The organism is Psychroserpens sp. NJDZ02 (assembly GCF_004843725.1).
Lineage (GTDB): Bacteria > Bacteroidota > Bacteroidia > Flavobacteriales > Flavobacteriaceae > Olleya.
Window position 1 is genome coordinate 2,223,723 of record NZ_CP039451.1, and the last position, 20,686, is coordinate 2,244,408.

The window sequence follows — 20,686 nt, forward strand, 5'->3', positions numbered from 1 at the left end:
ATTGATTAACACTATTTTAGTTTTTGTAATTCGTTATTGGTTGTTATTCTTGCTTCCTTTGCAGTCAATGCAAATGATAAAATAATGAAATTGATTACAGTAAAACGTCAGACAAGACAGGAAAACAGATTCGATCCTAAAATGGGACGACTTAATGCTAAAGTGACCTATATTAAAAAGCAAATACTGGGTATTCCAATTAAAACGCTTCATAAGTATCGCGAAACGTACTACGGAGAAGTTAAAGATTGTAGCGCATGTAATTTAGCTAGCTAAATAATAAAAAAAAGCCTAGAAATAATTTCGAGGCTTTTTTTTTATGCTTTTTTGGTTTTTAAACCACCTACAATTAAGCAGCCCATTCCAACCATAACCGACACATCCGCTAGATTAAAAATACCGGTCCTAAACACACCGCCTAAATCGATATGTAAAAAGTCGGTAACAGAACCATAAATAATACGGTCATATACATTGGCAATTCCACCACCAATGATACAACAAAAACCAACTAAGGTCATTGTATTCATGGTTTTGTCTTTAATAATATGTCTTAGTACTAAGCCTAATACAACTATAGGTAAGACTAGAAGTAAGCCGATGCGTAAGGCAGGACTAAAATCACTACCCATACCTAAAAAGGCGCCTTTGTTTTCTACGTTATGAAGTGTAAAGTATTGTCCAAAAATTTCTGTTTGAGTACCTGCAATGACATCTACTCTGACAATAAATTTAGACACTTGATCTAAAATAATATTCAGGACAATTAACCCTAAAATAAGTATGTTTCTACTACTCATCGTCTTTAATTTGTAAAGTTGCAGATGCTGTTTGTGCCTCTCTATTTATTTTTTTAACCAAACCTTGAAGGACTTTTCCTGGGCCAACTTCTGTAAATAAAGTAGCGCCATCTTTTATCATTTGCTGTACGGATTGTGTCCAACGCACGGGCGCAGTCAATTGCGATATTAAATTTGCTTTAATTTCTGCTTCATCAGTAATTGCAGTAGCAGTTACATTTTGATAAATTGGACAATTTGGTTTACTAAAAGTAGTATTTTCAATAGCAGCTGCTAGTTCTTCTCTTGCAGGTTCCATCATTGGCGAGTGAAACGCGCCTCCAACAGGTAGCATTAAAGCACGCTTTGCGCCAGCGTCTTTCATAGCTTGGCAAGCACGTTCTACAGCGCTAACTTCTCCAGAGATGACTAACTGACCAGGGCAATTATAATTTGCAGCAACAACAATACCGTCTATTTTATCACAGATAGCTTCAACAAGATGGTCTTCAAGACCTAATACAGCTGCCATAGTACTTGGTTGCATTTCGCATGCTTTTTGCATGGCTTGCGCACGTTGCGATACTAGTTTAAGGCCATCCTCAAAACTTAATGCGCCAGCAGCGACTAAAGCAGAAAATTCACCTAAACTATGTCCTGCAACCATTTCTGGTTTAAAACTATCACCTAATGTTTTTGCTAAAATAACAGAGTGTAAAAAGATAGCAGGTTGTGTTACCTTAGTTTCTTTTAATTGCTCAGCAGTACCTTCAAACATGATATCTGTAATGTTGAAACCTAAAATTTCGTTAGCATCTTCAAATAAATGTTGAGCTTCTGGTGAGTTTTCGTATAAATCAAGACCCATTCCTGTAAATTGGGCACCTTGACCTGGAAATATATATGCTTTCATTGCTTTCTTATTTAAGTAGCGAAAATAAGAATAAAATCTGTATAAGACGCAAGTCAGATCCTAAGATTTAGTCCTGTTTAGTATAGAATTCGGACGTTATTAGCTTTTCTTTGAGCTGTTTTCTTTAAATGGAATACGATGCTTTTTCTTGTGTTTTATAGATTGCCGGTCGCCGCTTCTGCACAACGTTCGCCATCCATGGCAGCACTTATTATTCCACCAGCATACCCACCACCTTCTCCACAAGGAAATAGGTTTGTGATTTCAGGATGAGATAAAAGGTCTGTTCTTGGGATACTGACTGGCGATGAGGTGCGGGATTCTACACCAATAATATTAGCTTCTTCAGTATAGTACCCTTTCATTTTATCTCCAAAAGCTTTAAAGCCTTTTCTTAAAGAAGCTCCAATTAATTTAGGAAACAAACTATGTAGCGGAGCACTATTTAAACCAGGTTGATAAGACGTCTCATTTAAACTACTAGATAATTTACCTTCAACAAAATCGGTCATGCGTTGTGCTGGAGCAACTTGGCTACGTCCACCAGCAGTAAAGGCCAGCTTCTCTAAGTCTTTCTGAAACTCTAAAGCCTTTAACGCGCCAAAATGTTCGTACTTTTTAAGATCACGATTGGCATCAATTTCTACAACAATCCCAGAATTGGCAAATTTGTTATTTCGCCTTGAAGGCGACATACCATTAACAACAACCTCACCATTGGCAGTTGCAGCTGGTACTATAAAACCTCCTGGACACATACAAAAACTGTAGACACCGCGTCCGTTAACTTGTTGTACTAAACTATAAGAGGCTGCAGGTAATAAGTCTGGTCTTGGACCTTCGCAATGGTATTGTATTGAATCTATAATGTGTTGCGGATGCTCTGCTCTAACTCCCATTGCAAACGATTTTGCTTCAATAGCGATATGCTTATCGTGTAATAAGTTAAAAATATCTCTAGCAGAGTGACCAGTCGCTAAAATGACCTTGTCAGTAATTAACTCGTCACCATTTTTAAGTTGTATAGCTTCAATTTTATTATTCTTAATTACAAAATCGGTAACACGGGTATTAAAATGGACTTCTCCGCCATATTTAATAATATTTTCTCTAATGTTTTGTACAACTTTAGGTAGCTTATTAGTTCCAATGTGTGGATGGGCATCGACTAAAATTTGATCTGTGGCACCATGGTAAACAAGGTTTTCAAAAATACGTCGGACATCACCACGTTTTAAGCTACGGGTGTATAATTTACCGTCACTATACGTTCCTGCTCCTCCTTCACCGAAACAGTAGTTAGAGTCTTCATTTACAAAGTGATCTTGATTGATGGCTTTTAAATCACGTCGTCTGTCTTTTACATTAGCGCCACGTTCTAAAACTATAGGTTTAAAACCTAATTCGATACAACGTAAAGCCGCCCACATACCAGCAGGACCAAATCCTATAATGTGGATGGGTTTGGCTTTAGAGACGTCTTTATAATCAAAAGTGTAGTCTGAAGTTTCGGGTTTGGGCTCGTTAATAAAAACAGAGACCTTGTAATTAAATATGATTTTTGGTTTTCTGGCATCAATAGATTTTCGCAAGACCTTAATTCCGGAAATTTTGTCCCGTGACATAGAGAGCGATTCCGCAGATTTTTTAATTAAAATATCTGGAATCTCTTCTTCTTTTAAAGAAACACGAAGTTGAATGTCTTTTACCATGTTGCAAAATTAGTCAAATTTGAGCTAAAAGACATGACGTACTATTTATCTTGTTTAACATTTTTTTTATTTGCGACTTATTAGCGCATAGAATGTTATAAACTGGAGCTGTCTAAAGTGATTTAAAACTATAAGATTGAGTATTGAAAAGGCTGTTATTTATATTACTTTTGCAGTATAATCCTTCAATAATAAAAAACTTTGATTTCTAAATCTACCATTGACCAAGTATATGAATCCTCTAGACTAGAAGAGGTTATTGGTGATTTTGTTCAGCTAAAAAAGGCAGGGACTAATTTTAAAGGGTTGAGTCCTTTTTCTGACGAGCGTTCTCCAAGTTTTGTCGTATCACCTGTTAAGCAAATTTGGAAAGATTTTTCTAGTGGAAAAGGAGGTAACGTGGTTGCCTTTTTAATGGAGCATGAACATTTTACTTATCCGGAAGCTATAAAGTATTTGGCTAAAAAGTATAATATTGAAATAGAAGAAACAGAACAGTCTGACGAACAAAAACAAGAACATGATAAACGCGAAAGCTTATATCTAGTGAGTGAGTTTGCGAGTAAGTATTTTCAGAATATTTTACATAATACAGATCAAGGTAAAGCAATTGGATTAAGTTATTTTAAAGAACGTGGTTTTACAACAGAAACCATAAAAAAGTTTGATTTAGGATATAGTTTAGATCAATGGAGTGGGTTTACGGATGAGGCTTTAAAAAAGGGTTATAAATTAGAATTTTTAGAAGCCACAGGACTTACTATAGTTAAGGAAAGTAAACGTTTTGACCGTTTTAAGGGACGTGTGTTATTTCCGATACAAAGTATGAGCGGTCGTGTTTTGGGGTTTGGTGGTCGTATTTTAACTAACGATAAAAAAGCTGCAAAATATTTAAACAGTCCAGAAAGTGATTTGTACCATAAAAGTAAAGTGTTATATGGTATTTATAATGCTAAACAAAGTATAGCCAAAGAAGATAATTGTTATTTGGTCGAAGGCTATACGGATGTTATACAGTTTTATCAAACGGGAATAAAAAACGTAGTGTCCAGTTCTGGTACAGCGTTAAGTAGTGATCAAATTAGGTTAATTAACCGATTGACAAAAAATATTACCGTACTGTTTGATGGTGATGCTGCTGGTATGCGTGCTTCTTTAAGAGGGATTGATTTAATTCTTGAACAAGGGATGAATGTCAAGGTTTGTACTTTTCCAGAAGGAGAAGATCCTGATAGTTTTGCAAAATCTAACACGTTAGAAGAGTTAACCAAGTATCTAGAGGAGAATGCTCAGGATTTTATACAATTTAAAGCGTCTGTTTTATATGAAGGGGCAAAAAACGATCCTATAAAAAAGGCGGAAACGATTAGAGATATTGTTAACAGTATCGCTAAAATTCCGGATAGGATTAAAACAGAAATTTATATCCAAGAATGTGCTAGGATAATGGATATTAGCGAGGAAGTATTGTTCTCTACTTTGGCGCAAATTACTAACAAAGATCAAAAAGGTAGTTCTAACGGTCCAGAAATGCCTCAAGCATTTGAAGTTGTAAAAAACACGCCTACCGTTAAAAAAGTAGATGTTCAATATACGTTAGAGCGTAAGATTATTGAGATTTTATTGCTTTATGGAGATCAAACAGTGGATTTTGAAGATCTTATATTAAAAGAAAATGAGAAAGGCCAGTTAGAGTTAGAGCCAATTGTACAGCAATCTAAAGTGTTTGAAAAAGTGTTTTTGGATTTGCAGGAAGATGAAATGGAATTTTTAAACCCGCTATTTAAAGATATTTATTTCGCAATAATTGAAACCTTAAATCAGAATCCAGAGTTTAAAATAGAATCGATCATAAATACGATACATCCTGATTTAGCTTCAGAGATTACTTCTATTTTAATGGAGGATGAGCGCTATGAATTATCCGATTGGGAGCGTAATAATATTTTTCCTAAAACTAAAAAGGATTCTGTAGCTCAGTTAGTAAGTGAAACAATCTTAACATTGCGTTGTTTTTTAATTGATCAAAAAGTGCTTAATTTTCAGCAACAAACACTTCAAAACAGAACAGAAGTAAATAGAGACGTCTTGGAAGAGGTCAAAGACTATTCTGGTTTGAAGATGTTATTAGCTAGAAAATTAAATAGAGCTTTATAATTCTAATCCCTTAGCCTGATTGACAAGGTCTATTAGATTGGTGACATTTAATTTTTTCATTAAACGCGCTCTATAAGTACTTACCGTTTTTTCGTTAATCTGTAGTTCTTTAGCAATTTCCTTATTTCTTTTACCGTTAGATAGTAATTTTAAGACTTCAACTTCTCTAGTAGATAGTTTTTTGTAATATCCACCTTTTCCAGAAGTTTTATCTGATGCTATTTTTCTAGAAAGACTAGGGCTTAGGTAAACACCTCCCAAGTGTACTTTCATAATTGCATCTTTTAAAGATAATAAATCAGTAGATTTTTGGACATAACCATCAGCTCCAGCTTTTATAGCACTGACAGCATAGACATCTTCTTGCTGTGCGCTATAAATAATAACCTTTACTTCTGGGTTTTCCTTTTTAATACGTCTTAATACACTTATACCATTAAGTTTTGGTAAGTCTATTTCACAAAGTAAAATGTCGGTAGTGTACTGTTTTAAGGCATTAAAAATTGCTTCGCCATCAGAAACAGCTTCAATAATTTTAATATCACGCGAATTTGCAAATACCAATTCTAGCCCTTTTGTGACAATAGGGTGCTGGTCTGCAACCATTAGTTTAACCATGGTCAATTAATTTTTAGGGTACTTTTTTTTAAATAAAAAAAGTACGAGTTATAGAAATAATAATAGCATGGTAAAGGTATGTAAAATTATAATAGTTAGGTGTTTTATATCAAATCTTTAGGTATCTCACAAACAGGTATAGGGTTCATTTTATGCAAATTGTTAGTGTTGTAACGTTTAAAAATATTAAAAACTTCTTTTTGTCTTCCAGAAAAATCAGCTTCCGTTTTGCCGTCTTCTTTCATTTTCATGGCCCATTCTAATTCAGGATAAGAGGCGCCAATCTGGTCTTCATCACTTCGTGCATCTCCAAATAGTCCATCACTTGGTGTTGCTTTTATTATAGATTCAGGAACTTTTAAGTAGTCCGCGATAGTATAAACTTCACTTTTAAGTAAATCAGCAATTGGACTTAAATCTACGCCGCCATCTCCATATTTAGTATAAAAACCCACGCCAAAATCCTCTACTTTGTTTCCTGTTCCAGCGACTAATAATCCTAGTAATCCAGCATGATAATATAAGGTCGTCATACGTAAACGTGCACGAGTGTTAGCTAAAGCCATATCTACAATAGCTTGATTTCCATCTAGAGAGACTTCAGTTTTAAATTCTTCAAAAACAGGCGTTAGGTCAGATATAATACCATCCACGTTAGCGTATCGTTTTTTAAGTTGCTCAATATGTTCTTGGCCTCTAGAGACATGACTAGCAGGTTGGTGTATTGGCATTTCGACACATAAGACCTTTAAGCCAGTTTCAGCGCAGAGTGTTGAGGTTACAGCACTATCAATTCCGCCAGAAATTCCAACAACAAAACCATTCACTTTTGCGTTAGTAGCATAATCTTTTAACCAATTTACAATATGTTTAACAACTTTTTCTGTTTGCATAATCAAAGAATTTAAGACAAAGTATAGTACCTTTGCCTAACAAAAATAAAGTAAACCCATTAGTAATAAAAATTAAGAGCGCTTAAGTTTTATGAGAGTATCCATTTTAATTATATCAGTATTTTTCTTGTTGTTTTCTTGTCAAGATGATAACAAGGTAGCCGACGAGATTTCAAAAATTGATATGAATGTTGCTATAGAGCGTTTTGATATCGCTTTCGCGGAAGCTAAGCCTGATGATTTACCACAGTTACAAAACACTTTTCCATTTATGTTTCCGGCGCAATATGATGATGCGTTTTGGATTAATAAAATGAAGGACACGTTGCAGCTGCAATTAAATAAAGAAACCCTAAAAAAATTCCCGGATTTAAAGACAGAAACAAAAGAAATAAAACAGTTGTTTCAGGCTTTAAAATATAATTTCCCAACGTTTAAAGCCCCTCGTGTAATTACAACAACTTCAGATGTTGATTATAGAAATAAGGTTATTGTAACGGATACAATAGCTATTATAGAGTTAGATACTTATTTAGGAAAAGACCATTTTTTTTATGAAGGATTGCAAACATATATTGTAGCTAACATGCGGTCGGAACAGATTGTTGTGGATTTAGCAAATGCGTATGCGCAAAAATATGTGTTACATACAAAGCGTAAGAATTTGATGGAAGAAATGATTTATTTTGGAAAGCTATTGTATGTAAAAGATAAGATTATACCGTTTAAAACGGATGCTGAAAAAATAGGATATACGCAAGCGCAGTTAGATTGGGTAGAGGATAATCAAGAGCAAATGTGGCAATACTTTATAGGGAAAGATATATTATATAGTACGGACTCTAAGTTGCCTGGTCGATTTATCAATGACGCTCCTTTTTCTAAATTTTATTTAGCAGAAATTGATAACGAATCTCCAGGGAAAGTAGGACAATTTATAGGTTGGCAGATTGTTAGAGCTTTTATGGAAAATAATGACACGACTTTAGGAGACTTAATCAATACACCAGCGCAAACCATATTTAATAAAGCAAAATATAAACCAAGACAATAATGGCTAATATGACCTCAGAAATAACACTTAAAGTTGAATTGGACGAAAATAGAGTTCCAGAAAAAATTAATTGGACTGCTCAAGATGGTGGTATAAAAAACGCGGAAGCGAAAGCAATGATGTTATCCGTTTGGGATAATGTAGCTCAAGAATCTTTACGTATAGATTTATGGACTAAAGATATGCCTGTGGATGAGATGAAAATATTTTTTCATCAAACATTAGTTGCTATGAGTGATACATTTAACAGAGCGACACAGGATGAGAAAATGACTGCAACAATGAAAGATTTTTGCGACTATTTTGCTGAAAAATTAGAACTTAAGAAGTAATAGATTGCCTTTTATAATTATATAAAACAAAAAAAACGCGAACCATTGGTTCGCGTTTTTTAATATATAAATAGTTGTTTTACTATTCTCCTAAAAAAGGATATCTGTAATCTACTGGAGTTACAAATGTTTCTTTAATCATTCTTGGAGATACCCAACGTTGTAAGTTTAAGATACTTCCTGCTTTATCATTTGTTCCAGAACCTCTTGCGCCTCCAAATGGTTGTTGTCCTACAACAGCACCAGTTGGTTTGTCGTTGATGTAGAAGTTTCCAGCACAGTTTTCTAATGCTTTAGTTGCTTCGATAACAGCATATCTGTCTTTAGCTAAAATAGCACCAGTTAATGCGTAGTCACTAGTTTCATCTACTAATTTTAATGTTTCAGAATACTTGTCATCATCAAAAACATAAATCGTAATAACAGGGCCAAATAACTCATCACACATTGTTGTGTATTTAGGGTCTTCAGCAACAATAACTGTAGGCTCTATAAAGTAACCTTTGCTTTTGTCGTGTCCACCACCAACAATAATCTCAGCACCTTTATCTGATTTTGCTTGATCGATGTATTTAGCTAATTTATCAAATGATCCTTCATGGATTACAGCAGTTATGAAGTTACCCATATCTTCTGGGGATCCCATTTTAAATGACTTAACATCTGCAATTACATACTCTTTTACTTCATTCCAAATACTTTTTGAAACATAAGCACGAGAAGCAGCACTACATTTTTGACCTTGAAATTCAAAAGCACCTCTTGTAATAGCGGTTGCTACTTGTTTTGGATTAGCAGTTTTGTGTGCAACGATAAAATCCTTACCACCTGTTTCTCCAACAATTTTTGGATATGTTTTATAGTTATGGATGTTGTTTCCAATTTGTTTCCATAATTCTTTAAAGACATAAGTAGAACCAGTAAAGTGTAAACCAGAAAAATCAGGACTAGCTAATACCGTATCTGTAATCATTACTGGATCACCAAAGACAACATTAATAACACCTGCAGGTACACCAGCTTCTTCAAAGACATCCATGATTACTTTTGCAGAGTATATTTGAGAATCACTAGGTTTCCATACAACAACATTACCCATCATTGCCATACAAGCAGGTAAATTACCAGCAATGGCAGTAAAGTTAAATGGAGATACTGCGTATACAAAACCTTCTAATGGTCTGTATTCTATTTTATTCCAAGCACCACTTGTACTTTGTGGTTGCTCGTGATACATTTCTGTCATAAACTGTACGTTAAAACGTAAAAAGTCTATTAACTCACATGAGGCATCAATTTCTGCTTGGTGAATTGTTTTAGATTGTGCAATCATAGTTGCAGCATTAATCTTAGCTCTATAAGGACCTGCAATTAATTCGGCAGCTTTTAAAAAGATAGCAGCACGATCTTGCCAAGGCACTTGAGACCAACTTTTTCTTGCTTCTAGAGCAGTAGAAATAGCCTCGTCTACATGAGACTTCTCAGCTAAATGATATTGACCAACAACATGCTTATGATCATGTGGAGGAGACATTGTTCTAGTGTTTCCAGTTGTTACATCTTTTCCGTTAATATACATTGGCACGTCTAAGTTGCTATTGTACATTGTTTTGTATGTCTTAGCTATTGCTTCACGATATTGACAGCCTGGAGCATATGCTCTTACTGGTTCGTTAACAGCAATTGGTACATTGAAAAATCCTTTTCCCATGATAAGTATTGTGTTTTTAGTTTGAAAATTTAAAGCACAAAGTTACGATTTTTTGTTGGGTTATAAGTGTTAGCAAAATTGTAAAATATTAGAATGTAATATTTACTTTTTTGTTAAAAAAGGATGAATTAATAAAAGTAGGGAAGCTGTTGTGTTAATTAAGAGCAAAAGGAGCGCTTAATTTAAAACTAGGAATAGCAACATTAAACTTTTTAGTAGTGGTAAAGTTGACCATGCTGTAATAGCCTTTCATTGCGCCAAAAGGAGAGGTTAGTAGACACCCTGAAGAATAAGTGTGAGATTCGCCAGGTTGTAATACTGGTTTTAGGCCAATAACGCCTTCGCCAGCAACGATTTCTTCATTGTTTAAAGCGTCATAGATGGTCCAATATCTTGCATTAAGTTGAACCGAATCCTTGCTTTGGTTTTCGATAGTTACTTGATATCCAAAGGCAAAGTTAATCTTATAGTTTTTATAAAATGTCCCTTCAAAATTGGTTTCCACCGAAATTTTTATACCTCTTGTAACTTGTTGAACCATAGTTTAAAGCAGTTTGCTTAATGTAAAAATAACAAAATATCCTTTATTATGACGCTATTTCTAAATGTAACTTGTTTTTTAACAGTTAATTAGTGATTCCGACAGAGTTTGTTTCGCCTAAACCAATGATTTTGTCATATCTAGCGCCTAATTCTCTGTAGTAGACTAATACTTTATAGTCGTTTTCTGTTTGCCAAAAGCTGCCGCCAATAGTGTTTTCGTCTATATGTCCGTCTTGATCAACAATAACATATTTGTAATTGTAAAACCCTTGTTTTAAACGTATCGCGACGCTATAAATAGCGTCATCTGTCTCACGGCGTAATTCGGTTTGCGGTTCAATAGCGTAATTGTTAAAGTTTCCATAGACATGTAGTGTTTGTCCAGTGTCTAATTTAGGATATTGCAACGCAAAATGGACCCAAGCATAATCGGCTTCAGTTTCTGGTTTGTCTGCGTTTAACGCGGTGATAAAAAAGTTTCCGTTAATATCTGGGTTGTAGGTGTATTTTAAGTCCGCTCTAGAGATGTTAGTGTATAAGTAAGTTTGATATAAATCATCTAAGCGTATGTATTGTACGCCATTATTGGCAGCACGTATTTCTTTGTTTTCAAAATTAAAAAATTCGTTACCACCAAGAAAGCTGGAGGCATCATTGTAGCGATACGTTAACTCGTTTCCTAAAATATATTGCGGTTCTAAATCCGTTATCGCTGTGTTTAAATTGTTGTTTTGTATAACGACTGTTTTAATGGTTTCTTTAGGATTAACAAATTGGATTTGGCTAGAGGTTATTGAAATATCTACAGATTGTTTTTCGGCAATAGTAGCGACATCTCTAGAGCGTTTAATTTGTAAAGCAACATTAGCTTGTTGCTGATAAACCATAAATTTTCTAGTAAAAACGATGTCGTCATAATCATCGTAAATAGTAATCATATAATTACCAGTCAATTTGATGCTTTTTGTAAATTGATTTGGGATAGATAGTTTGTAGTGTGAAAAAGTTTGTAGTGTATTAAATGAGTTTTCGTAAGTTCTAATGCGCTGTTCGTCAAAGCCATCAAGATATTCTGACTCAACTAGAATGGAAGGTGTCCAATCGAAATTATAATGTTTTATTTCGTAGTAATAATCTTCTTCATCTCCATTTAAGGCGTCAAATTCTAATACCAAAGATTCTCCTAAAGGGATGATTGGTAATTGACTTTCGGTTGTTCCGCCATTAAAATAAATGGTTTTAATATAATCGGGAGGTGTAATCTCTTCGACCTGAGAAAATCCAGTTGAAAAAATTAGAAAGCTAATTACAAAGCATTTAATATGTACAGGCATTTGTAGACGATTTTTAATAACAAATATAAACAAAATCTATGCCTTAGTTCTTTTTGTTATTTAGAATAATTATAAATAGAAGAACTACAGTGTGCTACTGAAAGAGGTTTTGTTATTAATTTGTATTTTTGCACCGATTTTTAAGCCTATAAAAATCACAATCAGTATAACTATTAACAAATAGATTTATAATATGTCAAACGACATTAAGATTAAAAAAGGTCTGGATATTAAATTAGTCGGGGAAGCCGAAAAGGCAACCGAAAGTGCTATTATTAGCAATTTTTATTCAATAAAACCTGAGGATTTTCACCAAGTTACACCAAAATTAGCTGCAAAAGAAGGCGCAAGAGTAAAAGCGGGGGAACCTGTTTTTTATGACAAGTCTAATGAAGCGGTAAAGTTTGTATCCCCAGTTTCTGGAGAGATTATCGAGATAGCTCGAGGTGAAAAAAGAAAAATTCTTTCAGTAAAAATTCAAGCAGACAAAGAACAATCATTTCATGATTTTGGTACGCTAGATGTAAATTCAGCGAAAGCGGAAGACATTAAAGCACGATTACTAGAATCTGGATGTTGGGCATTTGTAAAACAACGTCCGTACGATGTTATTGCAAACCCAAGCAACAAACCTAAAGCGATATTTATATCTGCTTATGCTAGTGCACCTTTAGTCGCAGATTTGGATTATGTGCTACAAGGTAAAGAAGCACAGTTGCAAGCTGCAGTTACTGCTTTAAGTAAATTAACTGATGGTAAAGTGCATGTTAGTGTTGCTAAAAAAGGGAATTCTCCTTTAGCAGGATTATCAGACATCACTTTACATAAAGTCTCTGGTCCACATCCATCAGGAAATGTCGGAACACAGATCAATAAAATAGACCCAGTAAACAAAGGCGAAGTTGTTTGGACAATAAACGCTCAAGATCTTGTTATTATTGGAGAGTTATTATTAACAGGAAAATTTAATGCAGAGCGTACTGTTGCTTTGGTTGGATCTTCTGTTAAAAAGCCACGTTATTTTAAAACTAAATTAGGAAGCGAAATCGCAACTATGATTTATGATAACGGTGTAGATAAGGATGGTAATGATCGTATCATTTCTGGTAATGTATTATCAGGAAAACAAATCAAACCAGATGGCTATCTAGACTATTATAGTAATACAATTACTGTGATTCCAGAAGGAGATGATTACGAGTTTTTTGGATGGAATAAGCCAGTATTTAACAAAGTGTCGACTTCAAGAGCTTTAACTTTTTCATGGTTAACGCCTAATAAAAAGTTTGATTTAAATACGAATACTAACGGAGAGCACCGCGCTTTTGTTATTACTGGTAATTACGAAGAGGTATTTCCTTTAGACATCTTTCCAATGCAAATTTTAAAATCTTGTATGTATAAAGATTTAGATGAAATGGAAGCTTTAGGTATGTACGAAGTTGCACCAGAAGATTTTGCTTTGACAGAATTTGTTTGTGTATCTAAACAACCGCATCAAAAGATAATTAGAGAAGGATTGGACTTAATGCTTAAAGAAATAGGATAATGGGCTTAAAAAGTAATTTACATAAATTAAAAGAAAAGTATAAAGGAACCAAGATGGCTCCAGCGTTTAACGCAATACATACTTTTTTATACTTGCCAAATGAAACCACTCATGGTGGAACGCATATTAAGGCAGCAGATGATTTAAAACGTACCATGAATATCGTTATTATGGCTTTAGTGCCATGTTTGATTTTTGGTATTTTTAATGCAGGTTACCAACATTATGCAGCTATTGATGCTGCTGCAGGTTTAACAAGAGAAGCGTCTTTATTCGCAAACTTCTTGACTTGGGATAACTTTGTAGTTGGAGCTTGGACAGTATTACCATTGGTAATTGTATCCTACGGTGTTGGTCTTCTTGTAGAATTTATTTTTGCAGTAATTAAAGGTCACGAAGTAGAAGAAGGTTACCTAGTTACAGGTATGTTAGTGCCATTAATTGTGCCAGTTGATATTCCATTATGGATGTTATCTGTAGCAGTTGTGTTTGGTGTGGTTATCGGTAAAGAAGTTTTTGGTGGTACAGGAATGAATATTCTAAATCCAGCATTAACGATACGTGCTTTCTTATTCTTTGCTTATCCAACTTGGATGTCAGGAGATAAAGTGTGGGTGCATGAAGCAGTAGAGCGTGCAGGAACAGCAGATGCTATTTCTGGAGAAACATTGCTTGGTGCTTATGCTCAAAACAGTAGTTTAGCAGGTATTGATTATATGGATATGTTTTTTGGTTTTATTCCTGGTTCAGTAGGAGAAACCTCTAAATTACTAATCATACTTGGTGCATTATTCTTGATTTTTACAAAAGTAGGAAGCTGGAGAATTATAGTGTCTACTTTAGTTGGAGCTTTAACCATGGGATTAATATTTAATGGTGTTGTTTCTGCAGAATGGATCGGAGAATCAAGTAAGTTTTATGGATTAATGAATGTCCCTTTCTGGCAACATTTAATAATTGGTAGTATCTTATTTGGGGCTGTATATATGGCAACAGATCCAGTAACTGCATCTCAAACAAATAAAGGTAAATGGATTTATGGGTTTTTAATTGGTTTCATTTCAATAATGATTCGTGTATTTAATCCAGCGTATCCAGAGGGTGTATTCTTAGCGATTCTATTAATGAATGTCTTTGCACCAACAATTGACCATTACGTAATACAAGGAAACGTAAAACGCAGAATGAAACGTTTAAAAGTTAAAACAGCATAATCATGGCAATGGACACAGATAAAAATTCATATACCGTAATATTTGCAATTGTAATGGTACTAGTTGTAGGGTCTTTATTGGCTTTTACAGCAGCAACATTAAAACCAAATATTGCTGAAAACAGAAGAATGGAAAAGCAACAGAATATTCTGTATGCTATGGGAGTTAATGGTAACGAAGGTGATGGAGATATCACTTTTGTATCTACGGATAGAGTTGCTGGAGATTTCTCAAAATACATCACTAAACAATTAGTCATTGAAAATGGTGTAACTAAAGAAGATAAAGAAGCCTATTTAATTGATGTTAAAAAGGAACAAGCAAAAGCTAAAAATGGAGGAACAAGACGTTTGCCATTATTTATTGGAGAAAAAGATGGTAAAACATTTTATATCGCGCCAATAAGAGGTAAAGGACTTTGGGATGCTATTTGGGGTTATGTGGCTTTAGATGAAAACATGGTTGTTCAAGGAGCTTTCTTTGATCACGCAGGTGAAACACCAGGTTTAGGTGCTAACATTAAGCAACGTTACTTTATGGATGATTTTTATGGTGAAAAATTACTAACAGACGCAGGTGCTTTTAAAGGTATTACGGTTGCTAAAGGTAATAACGATCCTAAAAATTTAATTAAAGACGATTACGAAGTTGATGCATTAGCAGGAGCAACTATCACAGGTGATGGTGTCTCTGCAATGATTAAAAAAGATTTAAAGTTATACCAACCGTATTTCGAGAATTTAAAAAAACTATCTAGCAATTAATTATGGGACTACTTTCAAAAAAAGACGCAAAGTTAATAACAGATCCTTTAGCAGATAATAACCCAATTACTATTCAAGTATTAGGTATTTGTTCTGCTTTAGCTATTACCGCAGAGTTAAAAGCGTCGTTGGTAATGGGTATTGCTGTAATGTTTGTATTAGGAATTGGTAACGTGGTAATCTCTTTAATGAGAAACATTATACCTTCTAAAATTAGAATTATTGTACAACTTATTGTTGTTGCTGCTTTAGTAATTATAGTGGATCAAGTATTAAAAGCTTTTGCTTACGAGTTAAGTAAAACATTATCGGTATTTGTTGGATTAATTATTACTAACTGTATTATTATGGGACGTTTTGAAGCTTTCGCTTTAGCAAACAAACCATGGAGATCATTTTTGGATGGAATTGGTAATGCGTTAGGATATGCAATTATTCTTTTAATCGTTGGTTTTTTTAGAGAACTTTTAGGATCTGGTACACTTTTCGGAATACCAGTATTAGGAGATCCAATCGAGAAAACAGGCGTATATTCATTAGGATATGAGAACAACGGATTTATGTTAATGCCTCCAATGGCATTAATAATTGTTGGACTTATTATTTGGGTACAACGTAGTAGAAACAAAGCATTAATCGAAGACTAAAAATATTATGGAACATTTAGAATTATTTTTCAAGTCGATTTTTATAGACAACATGGTATTTGCAGTATTCTTAGGAATGTGCTCTTACCTTGCAGTATCTAAAAAAGTAGCAACAGCTGTTGGTTTAGGAGCAGCAGTAATATTTGTATTAGCGATTACAGTACCATTAAACTGGTTATTGGATCAATACATTTTACAACCAGGAGCGTTATCTTGGTTAGGAGCAGAATATGTAGATTATGATTTAAGTTTCTTATCATTTATCATGTTTATTGCTACCATCGCAACAATGGTGCAGTTAGTAGAGATAGTGGTAGAGAAGTTTTCGCCATCATTATATAACTCATTGGGTATTTTCTTACCACTTATTGCAGTAAACTGTGCCATTTTAGGAGGGTCATTATTTATGCAATCTAGAGAAATTGAAACTTTAGGTTTAGCATTTAATTATGGTATCTCTTCAGGTATTGGTTGGTTTTTAGCAATTCTTGCTATTGCAGCAATTAGAGAAAAGATTAGATACAGTAATGTACCAGCACCTTTAAGAGGATTAGGAATCACATTTATCATTACAGGATTAATGGGAATTGGATTTTTAAGTTTTGGAGGGATGTTAACTGGAGGAGACGAAGAAGCACCTAAAAAAGAAACGACAGCTGAAGTAAAAACGTTGTCTGTGGATAAAAAAGAATTAGCTAACAATACTAAAATAGTAGAGTAATATGATTTTAGCAGCAGGAACAGGAGGAACAGTAATAGTAACTGTAGTAGCGTTTTTACTTATTACGCTAGTATTAGTAAGTTTACTACTTTTTGTAAAACAAAAATTATCACCATCGGGACCAGTAAAAATCTTGATTAATGGTGAGAGAGAAATTGAAGTCTCTTCAGGAGCGTCATTATTATCTACATTAGGTAGTAATAAAATATTTTTACCATCTGCTTGTGGTGGAGGTGGAACTTGTATACAATGCGAGTGTCACGTACTATCTGGTGGAGGAGAAGCATTGCCAACTGAAACACCTCATTTTTCAAGAAAAGAATTGGCACATGGTGCACGATTATCTTGTCAAGTAAAGGTGAAACAAGATATGGAGATTACAATTCCAGAAGAAGTTTTCGGAATTAAAAAATGGGAAGCAACAGTAGTGTCTAACTACAACGTTGCAACCTTTATTAAAGAGTTTGTAGTGGAGATCCCTGAGGATATGAACTATAAAGCTGGAGGGTATATTCAAATTGAAATTCCTAATTGCGAAATTAAATATTCAGAAATGGATGTTACGGCACACCCTGAAGATCACCCAGGAGAGCCTAATAAATTTGAAGCAGATTGGGATAAGTTTGGATTAAGACCGTTAGTAATGAAAAATGCTGAGTTAGTGGAAAGAGCTTACTCTATGGCATCTTATCCTGCGGAAGGAAGAAAAATTATGCTTAATGTACGTGTTGCAACACCGCCTTTTGATCGTGCTAAAGGTGGCTGGATGGATGTCAATCCAGGAGTAGCATCGTCTTATATATTTAACCAAAAGGTAGGAGATAAAGTAACCATTTCTGGACCTTACGGTGAATTCTTTATAAATGATTCTGAAGCAGAAATGCTTTATGTAGGTGGTGGAGCTGGTATGGCACCAATGCGTTCTCATTTATATGAATTATTCAGAACATTAAAAACAGGTCGTAAAGTAACCTATTGGTATGGTGGACGTTCTAAAGCAGAATTATTCTACATCCATTACTTTAGAGCTTTAGAGAAAGATTTCCCGAACTTCAAGTTCTTCATTGCATTATCAGATCCTACGGAAGCTGATAACTGGACTTTAAAGTCTGATGTTAGTGATGAGTCAGGAGATGGATTTACAGGATTCATTCATCAAGTGGTTATCGACCAATATTTATCTAAACATGAGGCTCCTGAGGATATCGAATTATACTTCTGTGGACCACCATTGATGAACCAAGCGGTTCAAAAAATGGGAGAAGATTTTGGTATCGATGATGAGAATATCAGATTTGATGATTTTGGAGGATAGAAATTCAACTCTTAAAGTTATTATAAATTTATCTTAATAGATTCTAAACCCAATACGAAAGTATTGGGTTTTTTCGTTCTATTGTAGTATGAGAAAAATTTCACTTATTATTTTAATTATAGTCACGCTTGTATTATTGGTATATAAACTTAGTCCAGTACCAATAAAACAATTGGTTAAAGCGGTGTCTACAAGTTTTAATAATATTGATAAAGATAGTTTGACTATTGCTTCCCGAGTTAATACGCCTTTGGGATATAAAAGATCGAGTTATCCTGAAGGTGGTTTTGAAGACTATATCAGAAACTATAAACTCAAACCTTTTGGGAGTAAGATTATCAATTATGACGATTCTGAGTATTATTGGCAGAAAGGGCATATTGGTGTTTTAGAAATTCCAGTTCCTAAAAATGGTTTACAACAATGTGCTGATGCTTTAATTAGGATACGAAGCGAATACCTTTGGGACAACGATAGAAAGGACGAAATAGGCTTTAAATTTACCTCAGGGCATTATTGTTCTTGGAGTAAATATGCGGCTGGATTCAGACCGAAGGTTAATGGTAATAAAGTATCTTTTAGTAAAACAGCTCGAGCAGATTTTAGTAAAGCAAATTTCTACAACTATTTAAATTTAATTTATATGTATTCTGGTACATTATCATTGTACAATGAGTTGAAGTCTATAGCTAATGTCGAAGATTTAAAAATTGGAGATATGCTTATTTTAGGAGGTAGTCCAGGACATATTGTGATGTTGGCAGATGAAGCCATTAATACAAATGGCGAAAAGTTGTTTTTATTATTTCAAGGTAATACACCAGCACAAAGTGTACATCTAGTTAAAAATCTTGATGATGATATTATATCTCCTTGGTATAGTTTAAAGATGGACGCCGTTATTCCTGTCTCTAATTTTACATTTTACAATTCTAAATTTGTAAGATTTAAGTAATTTGTTACTCGGCTTTTATTCCGCGAAAGCGAAATAAGCTTTATTTTTGCAGTATGAGTAAAGCACTTTCCAAACAAGAGTTACATAATCTAGCCATGAATCATGTCGGTAAAGACCTAGAAAAACGTGGTTTTGAATTTATTGCTATAAACAGTCAGCTTAAAAAGCAACCGCAGTTTGTATGCATGGATAAAAATAAGCAGTATTTTTTTGTTATTGTTCGGGCAGTTATGCTCCCTGATAACGCCAATAATTACGATATTGTATGGATGGAATCTTTTAAACAGCATGCAAAAGAACATAATTCTAAAGTATTATATGCGGGTGTTGGTCTGGGAAATCCCAAGGGAGAAGACTTGCCCATTTATTTAAATGAAGAATACTTAATTGAGTACAACGGAATACAACTTATCGAAACTAACTTAAATTAATACTAACGGTGTTTATGATTAACGTTGTGTATTCATAAGGCCGTTACCAATCTTTATTACCATGAAAAATTTGATTATAATGCTGTGTGCGATCACTGTTGTGTCATGTAAAAAAGAACCCCAATTATTAAAAGTGTCGGGCCCAATGTTTGGTACTAGTTACAGTGTGCAATATTATGATATTGATGGGGCAAGTTATACCAAGCAATTTGATAGCTTGTTTGTGGTTATTAATAATTCGATGTCTAACTATCAAGCTAATTCTGATATTTCAAAACTAAATAGAAATGAAGCGGTGACAGTAGATGATCATTTTATTACCGTATTGACAGCAGCAAAGCAAATCTATAGAGAAACTGAAGGTGTTTTAGATCCAACTATTGGGCGCTTAGTAAACGCTTGGAACTTTGGTTCCGAAAACAGCAAAACGGCTTTAGATAGCATTAAAGTGGATAGTTTAGTGCGTTATGTTGGTTTAAATAGAGTAGAACTAGTAGGTCATACAATTAAGAAGCCTACAACAACATTTATAGATTTTAATGCAATAGCTAAAGGCTACGGTGTTGATGTCATTGCTGATTTTTTGGAGTCTAAAAATGTTGAAAATTATCTTGTGGATATAGGTGGCGAGTTACGAGCAAAAGGGACACATCTTAATAAACAGAAAGGTTGGACTGTGGGGATTGAAAATCCAAATTTTGACGCATCACAGAGTTATAATAATACGCTAGTTCTAGAAAATAAAGCTATGGCAACTTCCGGGACGTATCGTAAATTTAAAATTGACGAAAACGGTAATAAATATGCACATATTATCAATACAAAAACAGGGTATCCTACAAAAACTAATATTTTAAGCGTTTCGGTAATTGCTGATAATTGTATGATGGCAGATGGTTATGCTACAGCTTTTCAGGCTATGGGAGTTAAAAAAGTAGATTACTTTATGTCTAAACATCCAGAGTTACAAGCGTTTTTGATTTTCGAAAACGATAAAAACACATTAGAAACCAAAGCGTTTAATGGGTTTAAGACTAATTAGTT

Annotated in this window: 21 protein-coding genes; 13 read left to right on the plus strand and 8 right to left on the minus strand. The window is 34.2% G+C overall.

Annotation, left to right across the window (positions count from 1 at the left end):
• Positions 1-84 precede the first annotated feature (84 nt).
• Positions 85-276: a hypothetical protein gene (locus E9099_RS09585; protein ID WP_101020774.1), complete on the plus strand. Its 192-nt coding sequence runs from the start codon at positions 85-87 to the stop codon at positions 274-276.
• A gap of 41 nt (positions 277-317) precedes the next feature.
• Here the strand turns inward: E9099_RS09585 and lspA are convergent, their stop codons facing one another.
• The 3 genes from lspA to E9099_RS09600 all read right to left on the minus strand — a co-directional run bounded on the left by lspA (position 318) and on the right by E9099_RS09600 (position 3,404).
• Complete coding sequence (gene lspA, locus E9099_RS09590; protein ID WP_101015277.1) at positions 318-800, minus strand: signal peptidase II; 483 nt, start codon at positions 798-800, stop codon at positions 318-320.
• Positions 793-1,692, minus strand: a complete 900-nt coding sequence (gene fabD / locus E9099_RS09595; RefSeq protein WP_136583420.1) for an ACP S-malonyltransferase — start codon at positions 1,690-1,692, stop codon at positions 793-795. The genes lspA and fabD overlap by 8 nt, the downstream gene beginning before the upstream one ends.
• Positions 1,693-1,847: 155 nt before the next feature.
• Positions 1,848-3,404 (minus strand): NAD(P)/FAD-dependent oxidoreductase, encoded by a 1,557-nt coding sequence (locus E9099_RS09600; protein WP_136583421.1) that lies wholly within the window; start codon positions 3,402-3,404, stop codon positions 1,848-1,850.
• Positions 3,405-3,605: 201 nt separating this feature from the next.
• Between E9099_RS09600 and dnaG the strand changes: the two genes are divergently transcribed.
• Positions 3,606-5,561 carry a DNA primase gene (gene dnaG / locus E9099_RS09605; RefSeq protein ID WP_136583422.1) on the plus strand — a complete coding sequence of 652 codons (1,956 nt, stop codon included), beginning with the start codon at positions 3,606-3,608 and terminating at the stop codon, positions 5,559-5,561.
• On the opposite strand, the gene E9099_RS09610 is transcribed toward dnaG, so the two are convergent.
• Both E9099_RS09610 and nadE read right to left on the minus strand, forming a co-directional pair.
• Positions 5,556-6,179 carry a response regulator gene (locus tag E9099_RS09610; RefSeq protein ID WP_136583423.1) on the minus strand — a complete coding sequence of 208 codons (624 nt, stop codon included), beginning with the start codon at positions 6,177-6,179 and terminating at the stop codon, positions 5,556-5,558. The genes dnaG and E9099_RS09610 overlap by 6 nt on opposite strands.
• A gap of 104 nt (positions 6,180-6,283) precedes the next feature.
• The gene (nadE, locus tag E9099_RS09615) at positions 6,284-7,072 is read right to left on the minus strand and encodes an NAD(+) synthase (protein ID WP_136583424.1); all 789 of its coding nucleotides are present in this window, start codon (positions 7,070-7,072) and stop codon (positions 6,284-6,286) included.
• A gap of 91 nt (positions 7,073-7,163) precedes the next feature.
• Between nadE and gldB the strand changes: the two genes are divergently transcribed.
• Both gldB and gldC read left to right on the plus strand, forming a co-directional pair.
• A complete protein-coding gene (gene gldB, locus E9099_RS09620) occupies positions 7,164-8,126 on the plus strand; it encodes a gliding motility lipoprotein GldB (protein WP_136583425.1) in 963 nt (320 codons plus the stop codon).
• Positions 8,126-8,458, plus strand: coding sequence for a gliding motility protein GldC (gene gldC / locus E9099_RS09625; protein WP_198519991.1), 333 nt, complete (start codon positions 8,126-8,128; stop codon positions 8,456-8,458). Before gldB ends, gldC begins: the two co-directional genes overlap by 1 nt.
• Before the next feature lie 82 nt (positions 8,459-8,540).
• Here the strand turns inward: gldC and pruA are convergent, their stop codons facing one another.
• From pruA to E9099_RS09640, 3 genes are all read right to left on the minus strand, one after another.
• Positions 8,541-10,169, minus strand: coding sequence for an L-glutamate gamma-semialdehyde dehydrogenase (gene pruA / locus E9099_RS09630; protein WP_136583426.1), 1,629 nt, complete (start codon positions 10,167-10,169; stop codon positions 8,541-8,543).
• Between the two features lie 154 nt (positions 10,170-10,323).
• Positions 10,324-10,710, minus strand: a complete 387-nt coding sequence (gene apaG / locus E9099_RS09635; protein WP_136583427.1) for a Co2+/Mg2+ efflux protein ApaG — start codon at positions 10,708-10,710, stop codon at positions 10,324-10,326.
• Between the two features lie 85 nt (positions 10,711-10,795).
• Positions 10,796-12,046, minus strand: coding sequence for a DUF5103 domain-containing protein (locus E9099_RS09640; protein WP_136583428.1), 1,251 nt, complete (start codon positions 12,044-12,046; stop codon positions 10,796-10,798).
• A gap of 193 nt (positions 12,047-12,239) precedes the next feature.
• Here E9099_RS09640 and E9099_RS09645 point away from each other — a divergent pair, with 193 nt between their 5' ends.
• The 9 genes from E9099_RS09645 to E9099_RS09685 all read left to right on the plus strand — a co-directional run bounded on the left by E9099_RS09645 (position 12,240) and on the right by E9099_RS09685 (position 20,684).
• The gene (locus tag E9099_RS09645) at positions 12,240-13,595 is read left to right on the plus strand and encodes a Na(+)-translocating NADH-quinone reductase subunit A (RefSeq protein WP_101015266.1); all 1,356 of its coding nucleotides are present in this window, start codon (positions 12,240-12,242) and stop codon (positions 13,593-13,595) included.
• Positions 13,595-14,809 (plus strand): NADH:ubiquinone reductase (Na(+)-transporting) subunit B, encoded by a 1,215-nt coding sequence (locus tag E9099_RS09650; RefSeq protein WP_101015265.1) that lies wholly within the window; start codon positions 13,595-13,597, stop codon positions 14,807-14,809. The genes E9099_RS09645 and E9099_RS09650 overlap by 1 nt, the downstream gene beginning before the upstream one ends.
• Before the next feature lie 2 nt (positions 14,810-14,811).
• Positions 14,812-15,573, plus strand: coding sequence for a Na(+)-translocating NADH-quinone reductase subunit C (locus E9099_RS09655; RefSeq protein WP_136583429.1), 762 nt, complete (start codon positions 14,812-14,814; stop codon positions 15,571-15,573).
• 2 nt (positions 15,574-15,575) lie between these two features.
• A complete protein-coding gene (locus tag E9099_RS09660) occupies positions 15,576-16,220 on the plus strand; it encodes an NADH:ubiquinone reductase (Na(+)-transporting) subunit D (protein WP_136583430.1) in 645 nt (214 codons plus the stop codon).
• Positions 16,221-16,227: 7 nt separating this feature from the next.
• On the plus strand, positions 16,228-16,941 hold the full coding sequence (nqrE, locus tag E9099_RS09665) for an NADH:ubiquinone reductase (Na(+)-transporting) subunit E (RefSeq protein ID WP_168800734.1): 714 nt from the start codon (positions 16,228-16,230) through the stop codon (positions 16,939-16,941).
• 1 nt (position 16,942) lies between these two features.
• The gene (nqrF, locus tag E9099_RS09670) at positions 16,943-18,256 is read left to right on the plus strand and encodes an NADH:ubiquinone reductase (Na(+)-transporting) subunit F (protein ID WP_101015261.1); all 1,314 of its coding nucleotides are present in this window, start codon (positions 16,943-16,945) and stop codon (positions 18,254-18,256) included.
• 88 nt (positions 18,257-18,344) lie between these two features.
• Positions 18,345-19,211 carry a DUF4846 domain-containing protein gene (locus E9099_RS09675; RefSeq protein ID WP_136583431.1) on the plus strand — a complete coding sequence of 289 codons (867 nt, stop codon included), beginning with the start codon at positions 18,345-18,347 and terminating at the stop codon, positions 19,209-19,211.
• A gap of 53 nt (positions 19,212-19,264) precedes the next feature.
• Positions 19,265-19,642 (plus strand): Na(+)-translocating NADH-quinone reductase subunit F, encoded by a 378-nt coding sequence (locus E9099_RS09680; RefSeq protein WP_136583432.1) that lies wholly within the window; start codon positions 19,265-19,267, stop codon positions 19,640-19,642.
• 61 nt (positions 19,643-19,703) lie between these two features.
• Positions 19,704-20,684: an FAD:protein FMN transferase gene (locus E9099_RS09685; protein ID WP_136583433.1), complete on the plus strand. Its 981-nt coding sequence runs from the start codon at positions 19,704-19,706 to the stop codon at positions 20,682-20,684.
• The last annotated feature ends 2 nt before the right edge of the window (positions 20,685-20,686 follow it).

Excerpts from the sequence above, each read along its gene's own strand:
- E9099_RS09585 (WP_101020774.1), top strand. The coding sequence starts at position 85 with ATGAAATTGATTACAGTAAAACGTCAGACAAGACAGGAAAACAGATTC.
- lspA (WP_101015277.1), bottom strand. The coding sequence starts at position 800 with ATGAGTAGTAGAAACATACTTATTTTAGGGTTAATTGTCCTGAATATT.
- fabD (WP_136583420.1), bottom strand. The coding sequence starts at position 1,692 with ATGAAAGCATATATATTTCCAGGTCAAGGTGCCCAATTTACAGGAATG.
- E9099_RS09600 (WP_136583421.1), bottom strand. The coding sequence starts at position 3,404 with ATGGTAAAAGACATTCAACTTCGTGTTTCTTTAAAAGAAGAAGAGATT.
- E9099_RS09610 (WP_136583423.1), bottom strand. The coding sequence starts at position 6,179 with ATGGTTAAACTAATGGTTGCAGACCAGCACCCTATTGTCACAAAAGGG.
- nadE (WP_136583424.1), bottom strand. The coding sequence starts at position 7,072 with ATGCAAACAGAAAAAGTTGTTAAACATATTGTAAATTGGTTAAAAGAT.
- gldB (WP_136583425.1), top strand. The coding sequence starts at position 7,164 with ATGAGAGTATCCATTTTAATTATATCAGTATTTTTCTTGTTGTTTTCT.
- gldC (WP_198519991.1), top strand. The coding sequence starts at position 8,126 with ATGGCTAATATGACCTCAGAAATAACACTTAAAGTTGAATTGGACGAA.
- pruA (WP_136583426.1), bottom strand. The coding sequence starts at position 10,169 with ATGGGAAAAGGATTTTTCAATGTACCAATTGCTGTTAACGAACCAGTA.
- apaG (WP_136583427.1), bottom strand. The coding sequence starts at position 10,710 with ATGGTTCAACAAGTTACAAGAGGTATAAAAATTTCGGTGGAAACCAAT.
- E9099_RS09640 (WP_136583428.1), bottom strand. The coding sequence starts at position 12,046 with ATGCCTGTACATATTAAATGCTTTGTAATTAGCTTTCTAATTTTTTCA.
- E9099_RS09645 (WP_101015266.1), top strand. The coding sequence starts at position 12,240 with ATGTCAAACGACATTAAGATTAAAAAAGGTCTGGATATTAAATTAGTC.
- E9099_RS09650 (WP_101015265.1), top strand. The coding sequence starts at position 13,595 with ATGGGCTTAAAAAGTAATTTACATAAATTAAAAGAAAAGTATAAAGGA.
- E9099_RS09655 (WP_136583429.1), top strand. The coding sequence starts at position 14,812 with ATGGCAATGGACACAGATAAAAATTCATATACCGTAATATTTGCAATT.
- E9099_RS09660 (WP_136583430.1), top strand. The coding sequence starts at position 15,576 with ATGGGACTACTTTCAAAAAAAGACGCAAAGTTAATAACAGATCCTTTA.
- nqrE (WP_168800734.1), top strand. The coding sequence starts at position 16,228 with ATGGAACATTTAGAATTATTTTTCAAGTCGATTTTTATAGACAACATG.
- nqrF (WP_101015261.1), top strand. The coding sequence starts at position 16,943 with ATGATTTTAGCAGCAGGAACAGGAGGAACAGTAATAGTAACTGTAGTA.
- E9099_RS09675 (WP_136583431.1), top strand. The coding sequence starts at position 18,345 with ATGAGAAAAATTTCACTTATTATTTTAATTATAGTCACGCTTGTATTA.
- E9099_RS09680 (WP_136583432.1), top strand. The coding sequence starts at position 19,265 with ATGAGTAAAGCACTTTCCAAACAAGAGTTACATAATCTAGCCATGAAT.
- E9099_RS09685 (WP_136583433.1), top strand. The coding sequence starts at position 19,704 with ATGAAAAATTTGATTATAATGCTGTGTGCGATCACTGTTGTGTCATGT.